This window comes from Rhizobium acaciae (assembly GCF_025941625.1).
GTDB lineage: Bacteria > Pseudomonadota > Alphaproteobacteria > Rhizobiales > Rhizobiaceae > Rhizobium > Rhizobium acaciae.
Genome location: NZ_JAPCZO010000029.1, coordinates 59,511 through 76,630, shown reverse-complemented (window position 1 = coordinate 76,630; position 17,120 = coordinate 59,511). Strand labels below are relative to the sequence as shown.

Sequence of the window (17,120 nt, the reverse complement as noted above, 5' to 3'; positions counted from 1 at the left end):
AGAGATTTTCCGCTTTCGTCGCCAAATGAAAGGGAAAGTCCCGGCTTCCGGCTTCTCGTTCCGGCGAACATTTCCACGCCCGCATGAAGAATGGTTGACAGCGTGGCGTCAAAAAGATCATCAAACGCGGTCATCATTCGGATCTTGGATATCATGTCGGAAAATGCAGCGGGCGCAGTCATCGTCATTTCCAGCCATGTGGTGCGCGGCTCGGTGGGAAATCGGGCAGCCGTCTTTGCGCTGGAGACGCTCGGTCATCCGGTCTGGGCCCTGCCGACGATCGTGCTGCCCTGGCATCCCGGCCACGGCCGCTCGACGCGGCTGACTTTTGCCGAAACGGATTTCGACGCGGCGATCGACGATCTGATCCGCTCGCCCTGGATCGGCGAAGTCAAGGCGGTGCTTTCGGGCTATTTCGGCAATGCCGCCCAGGCGCGCTCCGTCGCCCGGCTGATCAGTGCGCTCAGGCAAAACAATCCCGAGCTGCTCTATGTCTGCGATCCCGTCATGGGCGATCTCGGCGGCCTTTACGTGCCGGAAGCGACCGCTGAGGCCATTCGCGACCATCTCATTCCGCTCGCCTCGCTCGCGACGCCGAACCGCTACGAGCTCGCATGGCTTTCGGGGGCAGCCCTCGAAGACAACACTGCGATCATGGAGGCGGCGCTCGCGCTCGGACCATCGCGCATGCTCGTCACTTCAGCGGTACCGATGATGGCGGGCGGTACCGGCAATCTCTATCTTTCCGGCCGTCACGCCCTTCTTGCGGAGCATCGCGTCGTCGACAACCCGCCGAATGGTCTCGGCGACCTCATCGCTGCCGTCTTCCTGTCACGCCTGCTTTCCGGGATCGAAGACGAAAAGGCGCTGCAGCTTGCCACCGCCAGCGTCTTCGAGGTGCTTGCGCGTGCCGTCAAGCGCGGGAGTAACGAGTTGATGCTGGCAAGCGATGCTTCCAGTCTTTCGACGCCGATGGCCATGGTGCAGATGCGCCGGCTCGTGCACCCGGCGCAGCGGCGGAAAAAATGACGCATTTGCCAATGCGTTCATTTTGCGGTGCAGCAGTTGATCTTGTCTTCGGCGCGCGCTAATCCAGAAGCATGCAGCGTTTTCCAAACCCCCTTCTGGACGGCTATCGCAACTTTATGAACGGGCGTTATGCCGACGCCCGCGACAGGTATCGGCAGCTGGCCGAAAACGGTCAGAATCCCCACACGCTTGTCATTGCCTGTTCGGATTCGCGTGCGGCGCCGGAGTTGATCTTCGATGCCGGCCCAGGCGAGCTCTTCGTCATCCGCAATGTCGCCAACATGGTGCCGCCCTACGAGCCGGACGGCCATTTTCATTCGACCTCGGCTGCACTCGAATTTGCCGTGCAGGTGCTGAAGGTCTCGGATATCGTCGTGATGGGCCATGGCCGCTGCGGCGGCATCCGATCAGCACTCGACCCGAATGCCGAGCCACTGTCGCCCGGCGACTTCATCGGCCGCTGGATGTCGCTGGTCAAACCCGCCGCCGAGCAGATCCAGAGCAACGACGTGATGACGGCCGCCGAGCGGCAGACGGCGCTGGAGCGTGTCTCCATCCGCAATTCGATCAACAATCTCAGAAGCTTTCCCGACATCAAGGCGCTCGAGGAGGCGGGAATGATTCATCTCCACGGCGCCTGGTTCGATATTTCGACCGGTGAACTCTGGGTCATGGACGCCGAGACACGCGACTTCATTCGTCCCGAAATCTAGGGACATGCCAGTTTATCAGTTTTTTAAGGATTGTTGTTAAGCTCGCCGTCAATTGGTCGCGCACGACCGACGTTTTGATCACCGTGGCGATTGGCGATGAAGTTCGAAACCATCAAAAGGGTTATCCTGGCCGCCATCATGCTGCCCTTCGTCTTCATGCTCATTGAAGGCGTCGTCGTCATACGTTCTTCGGTCAATCAATACTGGAACCTCGAAAAGGACCGGCAGTTCGCTGATGTGCTTGCCCGTGGCGGGTCAATCGCCGCCACAGAGATCCTGAGTGAAATTGGCGCCACCCGCCGCTACCTCGCACATCCGAGCAGCAGGACTGCCGTCGACCTACAGCAAAGCCGGGTGACGCTCGATCGCGAACGCCGCGCTTTTTATTCCAGCCTGCCCTCCCGCGATGCGCTTGACGAGGGGCTCGTCGGCGAATTATCGATTCTCAGCCTTGCCTACAGCCGCATCGTCGCCGCGCGCAGCGCGGTCGACCAGGGGCGTTATACCGGCAGCGATCCCGGTTCCATTTACTGGTATGCGGCTCTCAGGCAGCTTGCCGTCGTCGATGCGCTTTCACCGCTGATCAGCGATCCGGTGCTGCTTGAGAAATCCAACCAGCTGATGGGCATCCTGCTGACCTATTACGGCGAAAGGCTGATTACCGGGATCGGCACCCGTTATCTCAACCAAGGGGCTTCCGCCAGATTGCCGGTGGAGCTCTTCGTACAGGGCAAGGTCATGCTCGGCGAGGGCATGGATCACATGGTTTTCCATTCCTCCGCGCCGGTCGTGCGCCACATCGTTGCTTATCTCGGCCGCAGCAGCCAGGTAAAGGCGAACGCGATCACCGATGCCATTCTCGCCGGCTCGCGGCCGACAGGCGCCGTGCATGACGTCTGGGTCGCCGCGCAGAGCGAGCGCATGACCTTCCTGCAGCAGAAGATGATCGAGGCCGCAAAGGATATTCACGAGACCGGCGAAAGCCTTTCGACGCGCTCGCACATACACCTGACACGGATTCTGGCGCTGTGTGCCGGCCTGCTGATACTCGCCACGTTGGTGCTGCTGCTGGCGGCAAAGGGCCTGCGCCTGATCGACCGGTTGACCCAGGATCGCGAGACGCTGGTGGGCGAATTGCGCAGCGCCGCCCAGACCGATCTTCTGACCGGCCTTTACAACAGGCGCGGCTTCGAGGTCGCCGCATCCGCACTTCTCACACAGGCCGAGCACGGATCACGCTGGATTTCCGTCGTGCTGTTCGACCTCGATCATTTCAAGAAGATCAACGACGTTCACGGGCATGACGCCGGCGATACCGTGCTCCGGCAGGTCGCCGGCCTCGCGCGCCAGAATTTCCGTTCCTTCGATCTGCTGGTGCGCCACGGCGGCGAGGAGTTCCTGGCGCTTCTGCCGGATTCGACACCTGACGATGCTGCGATCGTTGCCGAGCGTGTGCGGCTGGCGATCGAGGCGGCGGAAATCCCCCTGCCGAGCGGCGATGTTCTCAAGGTGACGGCGAGCTTCGGATGCGCCGGACGAGCAAGTGAAGCCACAAACCGGAACTTCGAGGATCTGGTCAAACGCGCCGACCTGGCGCTTTACGCCGCCAAGGCCTCCGGTCGCAATTGCGTCATCTCGGGACCAATCATCCCGGCCCCGGTGCAGGAGGAGCGACGCAAGGCGGCTTCCGGCGGCGGCTTTGATTCCCGTATATGAAAAACGCCGCATATCGCAGCGGCGTTTTGGCATATTCAATCGGGCTTATTTGCCGTCGATCTGCTGACCGATATAGGCGATCGCCTGCTGGTAGACGCTGGCGGCGTTCCAGCCCTGGATGGCGACGAAATTCGGCTCTCCCGGCTGATAGCCGGCGCCGGCGCGCCAGCCGTGGCCCTTGAGGAAATTCGCGGTCGAGGCCAGTGCATCGGCGCGGGAACGGACCATGTCGACGCGGCCGTCGCCATCGCCATCGGCGCCGAAGCGCACGACATTGCGCGGCAGAAACTGCGTCTGGCCGATTTCACCATGGGCGGCACCCTTGGCCTGTGGGCTCAGATAACCCTCGGAGACGAGCTGGAGTGCTGCATAGAGTTGATCGGTAAAATATTGCGAACGACGGCAGTCATAGGCAAGGGTCGAAACAGCCGACAGCGTATGCTGATTGCCCATATAGCTGCCAAAACCGGTCTCCATGCCCCAGATCGCGATCAGCGGACCGGCCGGAACGCCGAAACGGCGCTCGATCGAGGCAAAAAGCGCCTGGTTGGCGGCCTTCATGCTGCGGCCGCGGGAGATGATGGTGGCACCGCCGCGCTTCTGCATGAAAGCGTCGAAGGAGAGCTTAAAGCTCTTCTGGCCGCGGTCTGCGGCGATCGTCGGCCGGTTGTAATTGACGTTGGCGAAGGCGCGGTCGAGGACCGAGCGGCTGACGCCGTTAGCTGCTGCTTCCTGCTTGAAGTCGGCGACCCATGCACCGAAACCGCTGCTATTATTGCCGCATTGAGCGCCCTGGGCCGCTGCCGGCAGCGCGTGGAGGACGCCCGCCGCCGTAAACGCCGCCAGAAAGAATGTTGTCATGCGCATGAGAAACCCCGCTTCCGATCTACTGAAGCGCGCCGCAGCCGATCGGGGCCATGCGACGCGCTGAAAGTCTTCGTTCTGTTCATGTCGCTGTCCCGAACCGCTGCACGGTTTTGGACGGCATAACTTGGCCTGACGCCGGGCAGAATGCCAGCCGAAGGCGATCTTGTCACGTTCATCTTTTAGTAAGCGCTTATGGATAGGGGCGCCTACGGCTCGGCAAAAAGCCCTGCTTCATCATCAGCAGGGCTTTAGCATATTATGGTTTACAAATCGTATCAGGCGGCCTGCTTGCGCGGCTTGACGAGACCGCGATTGACGAGCAGCTCGGCGATCTGGATGGCGTTCAACGCAGCACCCTTGCGCAGGTTGTCGGAAACCACCCAAATGTTGAGGCCGTTTTCGACCGTCGCATCCTCGCGGATGCGCGAGATGTAGGTCGCGTCCTCGCCGGCGGACTCATAAGGCGTGATGTAGCCGCCATCCTCGCGCTTGTCGATGACGAGGCAGCCCGGTGCATCGCGCAGGATGTCGCGTGCCTGGTCGGCGGTGATCTCGTTTTCGAATTCGATGTTGACCGATTCCGAATGACCGATGAAAACCGGCACGCGCACCGCGGTGCAGGTCACCTTGATCTTCGGGTCGAGCATCTTCTTCGTCTCGGCCAGCACCTTCCATTCTTCCTTGGTGTAGCCGTCCTCCATGAAGACGTCGATGTGCGGGATGACATTGAAGGCAATACGCTTGGTGAACTTCTTGTTCTCGATCGGATCGGCGACGAAGACGGCGCGTGTCTGGTTGAAGAGCTCGTCCATGCCGTCCTTGCCGGCGCCGGAGACCGACTGGTAGGTCGAGATGACGACACGCTTGATCTTGGCGAAGTCATGCAGCGGCTTCAACGCCACCACTAGCTGGGCGGTCGAGCAATTCGGATTGGCGATGATGTTTCGCTTGGTGAACTGGCTGATGGCATCCGGGTTCACTTCCGGCACGATCAGCGGCACGTCGGTGTCGTAGCGCCAGGCCGAGGAATTGTCGATGACGATGCAGCCCTGCTGGCCGATCTTCGGCGAGTACTTCTTGGAGACCTCGCCGCCGGCCGACATCAGGCAGATGTCGGTATCGGAGAAATCGTAATTCTCCAGATTGGAGACCTTCAGCGTCCGATCACCGTAGGAAACCTCGGTGCCCTGCGAACGCGAGGAGGCGAGTGCCACGACCTCGTCGGCGGGGAAGCCTCGCTCGGAGAGGATGTTGAGCATCTCCCGGCCGACATTTCCGGTCGCTCCCGCAACTGCTACTTTGAAACCCATTTCTCAAGCTCTCTTTCTCTTCTCTCCTCTTGTCCGGTGAGGGGAAAGGCGCGATCAATCGCGTCTTCCTGTCCCCAGCCGAGCCGGGGAGAGAGCGGCAGGCCAGAGACGTCAGACGGTTTTCGTCGTCGTTTTGGCCTTGGTTTTGGAAGAAACCGGAACGGCAATGTCCACCCCGGCAACCCGTGCCCGGTCACTGCGCTCAGCAATGGCGTGTTCGTCGCGAACCATGGAGATTCCTTTTTCGCTGTTGCTCTTAGAAGGTTTTCCACAGGAGTCAAGGTTTTTGCGCTCGGAGCCGGCAGGCGACAGGGGCGGCGGCAATGCTGCGACGTTTTGTCATGCCGCTGTCATCCTCGGGAGGTATCCCGGCGCGGATGTCAATGTCTGTAACGACAACGGGGGTTTTCCATGCGTACGCTTCTCGCCGCCTTTGCGGCCACCACCATCCTTGCGGGCGCCGCTCAGGCGACGACGGTCTATCCGCTTGATCGCGCGACGATCCTTGCCGGTTCACCGTTTGATTTCAAGGTCGAGCTCAACAAGCAGGTCAAGCCCGAAGACGTGAAGATCACGGTCAACGGTCAGGATTACAAGGCCGTCCTCGGCGGTGAGGCGCAGTTTATCGAGCTGGAAAAAGGCAAGGATGACAAGGCTCTGGGCTCCGCTCTCCTGCTGCGCGGCCTGAAGATTTCAGCTCCCGGCGACTACAAGGTCGAAGTCGCGGCTGGCGACGAAACGAAGTCCGTCACCTGGAGCGTTTACGAAACCGCGGCCCAGCCGAAGGCGAAGAACATCATCTTCCTGCTCGGCGACGGGCTTTCCGTAGCGCATCGCACCGCTGCCCGCGTCATGTCCAAGGGCATGACTGAGGGTAAGGCGAATGGCCGCCTGAATATGGACGACCTCGAGCGTATGGCTTTTATCGGCACGTCGGCGACAAATGCCGTTGCCACGGACTCGGCCAACACGATGTCGGCCTTCATGACCGGCCACAAGACGGCCGTCAACGCGATCGGCGTTTACGCGGACCGTACGCCGTCCTCGCTCGATGATCCGCGCGTCGAAACTTTCGGCGAAGCCGTTCGCCGCACAACGAAAAAGTCTATCGGCATCGTTGCGACGTCCGAAGTCGAAGACGCTACGCCGGCTGCCGTCGTGGCCCATACCCGCAACCGCGGCGACAAGGCCGAAGTCGTCGGCATGCTGCTGGACGTCAAGCCGGAAGTCCTGCTTGGCGGCGGCTCGGCCTATTTCCTCGGCAAAGAAGTTCCCGGTTCCAAGCGCAAGGACAATCAAGATTACATCAAGCTTTTCCAGGATGCCGGCTACAAGCTAGCGACCGACAAGAACGAACTCGCAGCCAATGCATCGGCTGAAGGCAATCTCCTTGGCCTGTTCCACACCGGCAATATGGACGTCACGCTTGACCGCGAGTTCCTGCAGAAGGGCACGGTCGACAAGTTCCCGAACCAGCCGGGTCTCGTCGCCATGACCAAGGTTGCGCTCGACCGCCTCTCGAAGAATCCTGATGGTTTCTTCCTGATGGTCGAAGGCTCCTCGATCGACAAGATGTCGCATCCGCTCGATTGGGATCGCGCCGTCGTCGACACCATCGAATTCGACCAGACGATCGGCGTCGCCCGCGACTTCCAGAAGGCGCATCCGGATACGCTGATCGTCGTCACCGGCGACCACACGCATGGCGTATCGATCATCGGCACCGTCGATGACGAGAAGCCAGGCACGGAAATGCGTGAAAAGGTCGGCACCTATGCCGAAGCCGGCTTCCCGAACTACAAGGACGAAAACGGCGACGGTTATCCCGATAAGATCGACGTCAGCCGCCGCCTGTTTCTCAGTGCCAATAACGGCCCTGACCACTACGAGACCTTTCGTCCGAAGCTCGACGGCCCCTTTGTTCCGGCCGTCCAGAACGAGAAGAAGGAATACGTTGCCAACGAGCAGTATAAGGATGTTCCAGGCGCAGTCTTCGTTCAGGGCAACCTTCCCAAGAGCAGCGAGAGCGGCGTCCATGCGGTCGACGACGTGGTTCTGCAGTCGGCTGGTCCGGGGGCTGAAAGCTTCCACGGCTACTTGGAACAGAGCGACGTCTATCGCGTGCTCGCGGATACCTTCGCTCTCGGCGCCAAGCAAACCAACTGATCCGGCAAGGCCGCTTGCCGGCGACCTTGCCTCTTTCATCGATCATGGTCCCGGCCGTTCAGCGGCCGGGATTTGCTTCTTGGAGGTCACCATGGAAACAGTTTCTTCGTTGCATCTCAGCCGCCGTCGGCTGATCGGCGCCGCCATGGTGCTTCCCTTCACCGCTTCCCTCGTTCGTGCTGCCGAGTCTTCGCTTGCCTTCGGTGAGCTCTACGGCAAGTTTGGCGTGCTCGGCCTCGAATTCTCCGACAAGGTGAAGCGCCTTGCCGGCAAAGGGATCAGCATGAAAGGTTTCATGGCGCCGCCATTGAAGGCCGAGGCCCAGTTCTTCGTGCTCACCGAGGTGCCGATGTCGCTCTGCCCCTTCTGCTCCTCGGATGCGGACTGGCCGGACAATATCGTCGTCGTCTATCTCGGCGAGAAGCAGACCTTCGTACAGCCGCGCCAGACGATCGAAGTTCGCGGTACGCTTGAATACGGTTCGTGGACGGATCCGGACACAGGCTTTGTCAGCCTGCTGCGGATCCGCCAGGCCGAATATTCCGCCGTCTGAACCGATATGCTTGCTCTCGATATCGAAAACCTGACCGTTGCCTTCCCCGGCCTGTCTTCGCCGGCACTGGCGATCGGCCGCCTGTCGATCGATGCCGGCAACAGGGTCGCCATTACAGGCGCGTCCGGCTCCGGCAAGAGCACCTTCGTCAATATCGTTGCCGGGCTGGAGCGGACACGGCAAGGCCGCATCCGCTGGAACGGCGAGGATATCGCGGGTTTTTCAGAAAGCCGGCGGGATCGGTTTCGTGCCGCTAATATCGGCCTGGTCATGCAGGAGTTTCATCTCTTCCCCGGCCTGTCGGCGCTGGAGAACGTATTGCTGCCGGCGCGGCTTGCCGGCGCCGCCACGGCTGATGTCATCGAGCGGGCGCATGCACTTTTGAACACGGTCAATCTTTCCCGCCCCGGCCAGAAGATCGAAACCATGTCGCGCGGCGAGATGCAGCGTGTGGCGATCGGCCGGGCGCTGCTGCGTAAGCCCGGCGTCATCATCGCCGACGAGCCGACCGCAAGCCTCGATGCCGAAAGCGGCGAGGCGGTCGGCGATCTCATCCTCGATCTGGCCATTGCCGAAGGCAGCACGCTGATCGTCGTTTCGCACGACCAGCGCTTGGCCGGCCGCCTCGATCGGCGCATCACCTTCGGTTCCGGCCGGATCAGCGAAGATTCCGCGGCAACGGCGGGAGAAGCTGCATGATCCGCTTCATCCTTTCCGATCTTCGTCGCCTCTGGGCGGGATCGCTGGTGGTCGTGCTGCTGGTAGCGCTTGCGACCGCGCTTGGCGTTTCTGTCGTCCTGCAGGAGCGGGCGCTTCGTCTCGGCAGCGCACGCGCTGCCGACAAGTTCGATCTTGTCATCGGCGCCGGCGGCAGCGAGACGCAGCTCGTGCTGTCCTCCGTCTTCCTGCAGCCCTCGCCTTTGCCGCTGATGCCGGGCAAAGTGCAGGGCAAGCTTGCCGCCGATCCGCGGGTCGATTGGGCAGCCCCGATCGGCTTCGGTGATTCCTTCTCCGGCTATCCGATCATCGGCACGACGACCATTCTGGCGCAGAACCTGTCCGGCGGTTTAGCCGAAGGCAAGATTTTTGCGCGCGAGGGCGAAGCCGTGATCGGCGCGGCTGTCAAGCTGTCGCTCGGCGGTGAGATCAAGCCGATGCACGGGTCGCTGGAAGAGGGCGGCGAGACCCATACCGAACTCGTCTATCATATCGCCGGCCGTTTGCGGCCGACCGGCACCGCCTGGGACCGGGCGATCCTCGTTCCGATCCAGGCCGTCTGGCACATCCATGGCATGGAGGCGGAAGAGCATTTGGAGGATGGTGCCAAAGCCGAGCACGATCATGAAGCGGCGTCGGGTACGGATAGCGCTGAACATGGTCATGCGCATGAGAAAGCCGGCGCTGATCACGATGGGCATGAGCATCACGGGGAAGCCGATCCGGATGCCGCGCTTGATGAGAGCTGGACTGCGGGCGCTCCCGGCCTTCCCGCCATTCTGGTCAAGCCGAAGACGATCGCCGATGCCTACAAGCTGCGCCAGGATTATCGCAGCGGCAATACCGTCGCTGTCTTTCCGGGCGAGGTGCTGACCAATCTCTACGCCACGCTCGGCGACGCCAAACAGATCCTCGTTGCGGTCGCCTCCGGCGCGCAAGCTCTCGTCGCAGCCTCGCTGGTGCTGGTCACGGTCATCCATATCGGCCAGCGCCGCCGTCAGATCGGCGCACTCAGGGCCTTTGGCGCCCCGCGCGGTGCGATTTTCGGCATCGTCTGGCTGGAATTCTTTTTCCTGGTGGCGGTCGGCATCGCACTCGGATTCGCGCTCGGTTATGTCGCGGCCCTCACTTTGTCCGGCATGTTCTCGCAGACGAGCGGGATCACCATGCCGGTCGGTTTCGCCCGTGAAGATGCCGCGCTTGCAGCGGTGCTGCTTGCCTTTGCCACAATTCTTGCCGCGCTGCCGGCAGTGCTCGCCTACCGGCAATCGCCGGCGCAGGCGCTAAGGGCATAACGGATCCACATCACAAACCGCTGTGAAACTTCCTTCCAAACCTCCGGCTGCTCTATCGCCACGGGCGGCGGAGAGCTTGATGTGCATGACAAAAGTGTGGCGCCATTAGACTAAAGTCATAATCCGAAAGCCTCTCTCTTTTTGATCTGTCGTTTCTGGCACACTCGCGTCAGGCGTGTCGCGGCCAGGGATATGCTTTGAGGAGAAGTAGGCCGCACGCGTTGATCATCACTCTGTGGAGGACAGACAATGGCAAATGTCGCAAGCATCGACGGCGCGAAGGCCGCTCCGATGACCGGCGAGGAGAAGAAGGTCATCTTCGCCTCTTCGCTTGGCACCGTTTTCGAATGGTACGATTTCTATCTCTATGGTTCGCTCGCCACCTATATAGGCGCGACCTATTTCACCCAATATCCCGAGGCAACGCGTAACATCTTCACGCTGCTCGCCTTTGCCGCCGGCTTCCTGGTCCGCCCCTTCGGCGCGCTGGTGTTCGGCCGTCTCGGCGACCTCGTCGGTCGTAAGTACACCTTCCTGATGACGATCATGATCATGGGTCTGTCGACCTTCCTCGTCGGCATCCTGCCGGGTGCCGCCACCATCGGTATCGCAGCCCCGATTATCCTGATCGGGCTACGCCTGCTCCAGGGTCTGGCGCTGGGCGGTGAATATGGCGGTGCGGCAACCTATGTCGCCGAACATGCGCCGAACGGGCGCCGCGGCTACTTCACCTCATGGATCCAGACGACGGCGACGCTCGGCCTGTTCCTGTCGCTGATCGTCATCGTCTTTGTTCAATATCTGATGGGTGCGGCTGAGTTCGCCGCCTGGGGCTGGCGCATTCCGTTCCTGGTCTCGGTCGTCCTGCTCGGCGTTTCCGTCTGGATCCGCCTGAAGATGAACGAATCGCCGGCGTTCCAGCGCATGAAGGCGGAAGGCAAGGGCTCCAAGGCGCCGCTGACCGAAGCCTTCGGAACATGGAAAAATGCCAAGATCGCGATCATCGCGTTGCTGGGCGCCACCATGGGCCAGGCGGTCGTCTGGTACGGCGGCCAGTTCTATGCACTGTTCTTCCTGCAGAACGTGCTGAAGGTGGACCTGTTCTCGGCCAATGTCATGGTCGCCATCGCACTTCTCCTCGGCACGCCGTTCTTCGTCATCTTCGGCGGCCTCTCCGATAAGATCGGCCGCAAGCCGATCATCATGGCAGGCCTTCTCATTGCGGCAGTGACCTATCATCCGCTTTTCAAGGCGATGACCTGGACGGCGAACCCGGCGCTTGCCGAAGCGCAGGCTTCGATTCGGGCAACGGTGACAGCTGATCCGGCGGATTGCAAGTTCCAGTTCAACCCGACCGGCACGGCGAAGTTCACCAGCTCTTGCGACGTGGCGACGGCATTCCTGACCAGGAACTCGGTGCCTTACGACGTCGTGCCCGGCACCGCCGGACAGCCGGCAACGGTGAAGGTCGGCAACGCGACGATCCCAAGCTTCGACGTCGTCGCTGCCGGCGACAAGGCCAAGGGCATGACCGCCGCCTTCGAAAAGGACGTCAACATCGCGCTCCAAGAGACCGGCTACCCGCTGAAGCGCGGCGCCGTCAAGGTGCCGGATGCCAAGCTCGATGCCTTCATCGCGGCCAATCCGGAATTGTCGCTTAATGCCGATGCCGTGCGTGCCGGCGCGAAGGAAACCGTGCCGGCGGCGAAGCTGGTCGAAACCAAGCTGTTGACGGCGGAGGAGGCCAATGGTGTCACGGACATGGCGGTCTACAACATCGCCAATGGCGGCACTTTCGCCATGGTCGCCGATCCGGCCCGCGTCAACTGGATCGGCACGATCGCCGTGCTGTTCGTCCTCGTCCTCTATGTGACGATGGTCTACGGCCCGATCGCCGCTCTGCTGGTCGAGCTCTTCCCGACCCGCATCCGCTATACCGGCATGTCGCTGCCCTATCACATCGGTAACGGCTGGTTCGGCGGCCTGCTACCGGCGACGGCCTTCGCGATGAGCGCTGCCGCGGGCGATATCTACTATGGTCTCTGGTATCCGATCGTCTTTGCGACGATCACGCTGGTGATCGGCCTGATCTTCCTGCCGGAAACGAAGAACAGGGATATCCACGCCATGGATTGAGTGGTGGGTTGAGGCCAATCCTCGCTTGAGAAAAAGGGCCCGGCGCTCACAAGGCGCCGGGCTTTTCCATATTACAGCGCCGCGCGTCTTTTCGGGCGCGCAAAGGACGCTGTAACATTTTGAATTGCTGCATAATTTTATCCTTAAATCGATTCCGATTTAAGGAATTATGCCGTGCGGAACAGGCGCTTGGCGAGCGGCCAACCATCCGGTGCCAGCTTGAAGAGCAAGCCGCAGCGGGCAAAGACGATCGCCGTCAGCAGCGAGAACCAGGCGCCGAAGGCAAGGCCGGCGATGACGTCGCTCGGATAATGAGCGCCGACCATGACACGCGTCATGCCGAGCCAGATGGCGCAGGCGATAAAGGCGACGCGATAGCGCGGAAAGAGCAGCGCGAAGGCGGCGAAGAAGGCGCCGACCGTGGTGGCATGGCCGGACGGGAAACTTTCGAAAACGGAATGGCCCGAAAAGGGCGCGAAGGAAAACATGCCGTAGTCGTGGAAATGATCGGGACGCGCCCTGCCGATCGCACGCTTCAGCAGATTGGCGAGAAGTCCTGAGAAGACGACGGTGGCGAAGAGATAGGCGCCGATCCAGCTGACATAAAGCGCCTGCGCCTTGGAGCGTGCCGTCTTCAAAAGCTTGTAACCGGCCCTGCCCTGAAAGAACAGCAGGATGCTGGTGTAGATCAGCCAGGCGGAATCGCCGAAACCGGTCAGCAACTCGCCGAGGTGTTTCACCGGCGCGGGAGCTTCGCCGGCACCGATCGGCGCGTCGAAGAGCAGCATGGAAAGAATCACGGCATTGATCGTGACGAAGAGGCAGGCCTGCCAGCGCAAAGGCGGCATGCCGACGTCGCTCCGGCGCCAGCGCCTGTCCAGGGAAGCCCAAAATGCCCGCATTTCGTCGTCCGTTCGAATGTGTCCCAGAGCCCCGCGCGTCCAACAGGACACGGTAAGGACGCTCTATTACTTTGAATTGACGCATGATCCTTTGTCGAAAATCGCTTCCGACTTCGGGATTACGCGCTCATTGAAATCCGGGGCAAAAATACACGAGATTGTGGCCGAGAATAGTCCGTTTGGGATAATTCGACCAAGCGATGTTGCTCGCGCTCCTGAGAAAAAGCCCTCCGCATGCAGCATGCGAAGGGCCAGAACTGTTTCACGTGAAATATCAGGCGGAAAGCGTCTTGAACTCGGCGAGGATCGCATCGCCCATCTCGACGGTGCCGACCTGCCTTGCGCCATCGGCCATGATGTCACCGGTGCGGATACCCTTGTCGAGCACGTTGGCGATCGCCTTTTCCAGATCGTCGGCTTCCTTCACCAGATTGAAGGAGTAACGCAGGCACATGGCGAAGGAGGCGATCATGGCGATCGGATTGGCGATGCCCTTGCCGGCGATGTCAGGGGCCGAGCCGTGCACCGGCTCGTAGAGCGCCTTGCGCTTGCCGGTCTTGCCGTCGGGCGCGCCGAGCGAGGCCGACGGCAGCATGCCGAGCGAGCCGGTCAGCATGGCGGCGACGTCGGAAAGCATGTCGCCGAAGAGATTGTCGGTAACGATGACGTCGAACTGCTTGGGCTGGCGCACCAGCTGCATGCCGCCGGCATCGGCCAGCATGTGTTCGAGCTGGACGTCGGAATATTTCGCCTTGTGCGTCTCGGTCACCACCTGGTTCCAGAGCACGCCCGACTTCATGACGTTGCGCTTTTCCATGGAGCAGACGCGGTTCTGCCGCGTGCGGGCCATTTCGAAGGCGACGCCGGCGATGCGCTCGATCTCGTAGGTATCGTAAACCTGCGTGTCGATGCCGCGCTTCTGGCCGTTGCCGAGGTCGATGATTTCCTTCGGCTCGCCGAAATAGACGCCGCCCGTCAGCTCGCGGATGATCAAGATATCGAGGCCTTCGACCAACTCCGGCTTCAGCGACGAGGCCGCAGCAAGGGCCGGATAGCAGATGGCGGGGCGCAGGTTTGCGAAGAGCTGCAGATCCTTGCGCAGGCGCAGCAGGCCGGCTTCCGGGCGCACTTCGTAAGGTACGCTATCCCATTTCGGGCCGCCGACGGCGCCGAATAGAACGGCATCGGCGGCAAGTGCCTTCTGCATGTCGGCTTCCGAGATGGCAGCGCCATGCGCATCATAGGCGCAGCCGCCGACGAGGCCTTCGTCGGTGACGAAACCGGCATTCATCGCCTCGTTCATATAGGCGATGATCTTGCGGACCTCGCCCATGGCCTCGGGACCGATGCCGTCACCCGGCAGCAAGAAAAGATTGCGCGCTGTCATGAAACCCTCCTGGGAAAAACTAGTTGCGGCTTCTTAGACCCCGGAAATGGGCATTTCAAGCGACAGAAGGGGTGAATCGGTACGCTTCGCTCTGAGCCGCGATGGTTGCTCCTGCACCCGCAAACGGATTAGAACGGCAGCCCCGACCTTTGCTTCCCTGGATGGTTCCCATGCCTTTCGCGCCTCTCCATCTCGACACGCCCTTGGTCCAGACGGCACCTGGCTACAGCATCAGCGGCAAACCGCTCTGGCTGAAGCTCGATGCGCTGCAGCCTTTCGGCAGCTTCAAGCTGCGCGGCGTCGGCCGGCTTTGCCAGCACGAGGTGGAAAATGGCGCGCGCGAAATCTTCTGCGCTTCCGGCGGCAATGCCGGCATTGCCGCGGCTTATGCCGGCCGGGCGCTCGGTGTGCCGGTCACGATCGTCGTGCCGGAGACGACGGCGGCCGATGTACGGCAGACGATTGCCGCAACGGGCGCGAATGTTCTCGTTCATGGTTCGGTTTTCGATGAGGCCAATGCCCATGCGGTCGAACTCGCCTGGAGCCGCAAGGCAACCTATGTGCACCCCTTCGACCATCCGCTTCTGTGGGATGGCCATGCCACGCTGATCGACGAGGTGGTGGCGAAAGGGGCAAAATTCGATTGCGTCGTCACCAGCGTCGGCGGCGGCGGGCTGCTTGCCGGCATCGTCGAGGGGCTGAAGCGCAACGGGCTTTCCGATGTGCCTGTTATCGCCGTCGAAACCGAAGGGGCGGCTTCGCTCCATGCCAGCCTCAAAGCGAATGAGCGTATCACCCTTCCCGCCATTACCTCGATTGCCAATTCGCTCGGCGCGCGGCAGGTGGCGCAGCATGTCTTCGACCTGCCGAAGCAGCATCCGATCGAAAGTGTTCTCGTCAGCGACGCCGATGCCGTTGCCGCCTGCCTGAAATTTGCCGATGCGCAGCGCATTCTGGTCGAGCCGGCTTGCGGTGCGGCCCTTGCGGTTGCCGATGTGCACGCCGGGCTGCTTCAGCGCTTCGACAATCCGCTTATCGAAGTCTGCGGCGGCATCGGCGTGTCGCTCGAAAAACTCAGGGCCTGGAAAGAGAAGTTTCTTTGACCCACACCAAAAAAAGCCGGGCGTGAGCCCGGCTTGATCGGTAATCGATTGGAAGGGCTCAGGCTGCCCAGGGATGCGAAGCGGCGTTCTTCTTTTCGAAGCTGTCGATCGCCTTGCCCTTTTCCAGGGTCAGGCCGATATCGTCGAGGCCGTTCAGCAGGCAGTGACGCTTGAACTCGTCGAGATCGAACTTGATCAAACCACCGTCGGGGCCGGTGATCTCGAGATTTTCGAGGTCGACGGTCAGGATGGCGTTGGAGCCGCGCGAGGCGTCGTCCATCAGCTTGTCGAGGTCTTCCTGGCTGACCTTGATCGGCAGGATGCCGTTCTTGAAACAGTTGTTGTAGAAAATATCGGCGAAGCTGGTCGAGATAACGCAGCGGATGCCGAAATCCAGAAGCGCCCAGGGCGCGTGCTCGCGCGAGGAGCCGCAGCCGAAATTGTCGCCGGCAACGAGGATCTTGGCATCGCGATAGGCCGGCTTGTTCAGCACGAAATCCGGGTTTTCTGAGCCGTCTTCGTTGTAACGGGCTTCGGCGAAGAGGCCGGTGCCGAGGCCGGTGCGCTTGATCGTCTTCAGATAATCCTTCGGAATGATCATGTCGGTGTCGACGTTGACAACCGGCAGAGGCGCTGCAACGCCCGTGAGCTTCACGAATTTATCCATGACCCATGCTCCATTTCAGCAAATCTACTTCCTGAATTTGCATCTAGTCCAGTTTTTCGCCGAAATGAAGGAGAATCTTTCACAGATGGCGGCCACGCGACGTTTCGCGCGGTCCGCCCAATTGCGCCTGTCCCTTATTTGGACGCTGCGTTCAACCCCCAGAGGACGCCGAACGGATCACGAAGCTGGCCATAGCGGTCGCCCCAGAACATCAGTTCGACCGGCATGACGACTTCCGCGCCGGCGGCAACCGCGCGATCCCACCAGAAATCGATATCATCGATCACCAGCTGGATTGCAAAGCCTTCATGGCCTTTGAAGGGATGGCCGTATTCGGGATAGGCGTCCGACAGCATCAGGGAGCTGCCGTTGATGTAGAGATGCACATGCATCGTTCTGCCGCTCTCGTCGACCGGCACGAGATATGCCTCTTCGGCGCCGAAAGCCTTCTTGTAGAATTCCGCAGCTTTCACCGCGCCGCCAACCGTCAGATAGGGCAGCAGGCCGTTCTTGACCGGTGGCATCTTGGTCGGGTTGCTCTCTGTCGTCGCATCCATGC

General features: G+C 61.1%; 16 protein-coding genes. 9 read left to right on the top strand and 7 right to left on the bottom strand.

Annotation, left to right across the window (positions count from 1 at the left end; translation table 11 throughout):
• The first annotated feature begins 153 nt into the window (after positions 1-153).
• From pdxY to OLZ32_RS33355, 3 genes are all read left to right on the top strand, one after another.
• On the top strand, positions 154-1,029 hold the full coding sequence (gene pdxY, locus OLZ32_RS33365; RefSeq protein ID WP_003544009.1) for a pyridoxal kinase PdxY: 876 nt from the start codon (positions 154-156) through the stop codon (positions 1,027-1,029).
• A gap of 71 nt (positions 1,030-1,100) precedes the next feature.
• Positions 1,101-1,742: a carbonic anhydrase gene (locus OLZ32_RS33360; protein WP_264424580.1), complete on the top strand. Its 642-nt coding sequence runs from the start codon at positions 1,101-1,103 to the stop codon at positions 1,740-1,742.
• A 96-nt stretch (positions 1,743-1,838) separates the two neighbouring features.
• Positions 1,839-3,458 carry a GGDEF domain-containing protein gene (locus tag OLZ32_RS33355; protein ID WP_264424578.1) on the top strand — a complete coding sequence of 540 codons (1,620 nt, stop codon included), beginning with the start codon at positions 1,839-1,841 and terminating at the stop codon, positions 3,456-3,458.
• Between the two features lie 45 nt (positions 3,459-3,503).
• On the opposite strand, the gene OLZ32_RS33350 is transcribed toward OLZ32_RS33355, so the two are convergent.
• From OLZ32_RS33350 to OLZ32_RS39285, 3 genes are all read right to left on the bottom strand, one after another.
• Positions 3,504-4,325 carry a lytic murein transglycosylase gene (locus OLZ32_RS33350; protein ID WP_003543998.1) on the bottom strand — a complete coding sequence of 274 codons (822 nt, stop codon included), beginning with the start codon at positions 4,323-4,325 and terminating at the stop codon, positions 3,504-3,506.
• A 275-nt stretch (positions 4,326-4,600) separates the two neighbouring features.
• Complete coding sequence (locus tag OLZ32_RS33345; protein ID WP_264424576.1) at positions 4,601-5,635, bottom strand: aspartate-semialdehyde dehydrogenase; 1,035 nt, start codon at positions 5,633-5,635, stop codon at positions 4,601-4,603.
• A 111-nt stretch (positions 5,636-5,746) separates the two neighbouring features.
• A complete protein-coding gene (locus OLZ32_RS39285; protein ID WP_319641147.1) occupies positions 5,747-5,959 on the bottom strand; it encodes a hypothetical protein in 213 nt (70 codons plus the stop codon).
• 87 nt (positions 5,960-6,046) lie between these two features.
• On the opposite strand from OLZ32_RS39285, the gene OLZ32_RS33340 reads away from it, so the two are divergent.
• The 5 genes from OLZ32_RS33340 (at position 6,047) to OLZ32_RS33320 (ending at position 12,502) form a co-directional block, all read left to right on the top strand.
• Positions 6,047-7,801, top strand: a complete 1,755-nt coding sequence (locus OLZ32_RS33340; RefSeq protein WP_017989844.1) for an alkaline phosphatase — start codon at positions 6,047-6,049, stop codon at positions 7,799-7,801.
• A 91-nt stretch (positions 7,802-7,892) separates the two neighbouring features.
• The gene (locus OLZ32_RS33335) at positions 7,893-8,354 is read left to right on the top strand and encodes a hypothetical protein (protein ID WP_017989843.1); all 462 of its coding nucleotides are present in this window, start codon (positions 7,893-7,895) and stop codon (positions 8,352-8,354) included.
• 6 nt (positions 8,355-8,360) lie between these two features.
• Complete coding sequence (locus OLZ32_RS33330) at positions 8,361-9,053, top strand: ABC transporter ATP-binding protein (protein ID WP_264424573.1); 693 nt, start codon at positions 8,361-8,363, stop codon at positions 9,051-9,053.
• The gene (locus OLZ32_RS33325; RefSeq protein WP_264424570.1) at positions 9,050-10,366 is read left to right on the top strand and encodes an ABC transporter permease; all 1,317 of its coding nucleotides are present in this window, start codon (positions 9,050-9,052) and stop codon (positions 10,364-10,366) included. Before OLZ32_RS33330 ends, OLZ32_RS33325 begins: the two co-directional genes overlap by 4 nt.
• A gap of 249 nt (positions 10,367-10,615) precedes the next feature.
• Complete coding sequence (locus OLZ32_RS33320; RefSeq protein WP_264424569.1) at positions 10,616-12,502, top strand: MFS transporter; 1,887 nt, start codon at positions 10,616-10,618, stop codon at positions 12,500-12,502.
• A gap of 167 nt (positions 12,503-12,669) precedes the next feature.
• On the opposite strand, the gene lpxE is transcribed toward OLZ32_RS33320, so the two are convergent.
• Positions 12,670-13,404 (bottom strand): lipid A 1-phosphatase LpxE, encoded by a 735-nt coding sequence (gene lpxE / locus OLZ32_RS33315; protein ID WP_017989839.1) that lies wholly within the window; start codon positions 13,402-13,404, stop codon positions 12,670-12,672.
• A gap of 274 nt (positions 13,405-13,678) precedes the next feature.
• Positions 13,679-14,791 (bottom strand): 3-isopropylmalate dehydrogenase, encoded by a 1,113-nt coding sequence (gene leuB, locus OLZ32_RS33310; RefSeq protein ID WP_003543987.1) that lies wholly within the window; start codon positions 14,789-14,791, stop codon positions 13,679-13,681.
• 170 nt (positions 14,792-14,961) lie between these two features.
• On the opposite strand from leuB, the gene OLZ32_RS33305 reads away from it, so the two are divergent.
• On the top strand, positions 14,962-15,894 hold the full coding sequence (locus OLZ32_RS33305; protein ID WP_264424567.1) for a pyridoxal-phosphate dependent enzyme: 933 nt from the start codon (positions 14,962-14,964) through the stop codon (positions 15,892-15,894).
• 58 nt (positions 15,895-15,952) lie between these two features.
• Here OLZ32_RS33305 and leuD read toward each other — a convergent pair whose 3' ends face one another.
• Complete coding sequence (leuD, locus tag OLZ32_RS33300) at positions 15,953-16,561, bottom strand: 3-isopropylmalate dehydratase small subunit (protein WP_003543984.1); 609 nt, start codon at positions 16,559-16,561, stop codon at positions 15,953-15,955.
• 134 nt (positions 16,562-16,695) lie between these two features.
• Positions 16,696-17,118 (bottom strand): VOC family protein, encoded by a 423-nt coding sequence (locus OLZ32_RS33295; protein WP_003543982.1) that lies wholly within the window; start codon positions 17,116-17,118, stop codon positions 16,696-16,698.
• Positions 17,119-17,120 lie beyond the last annotated feature (2 nt).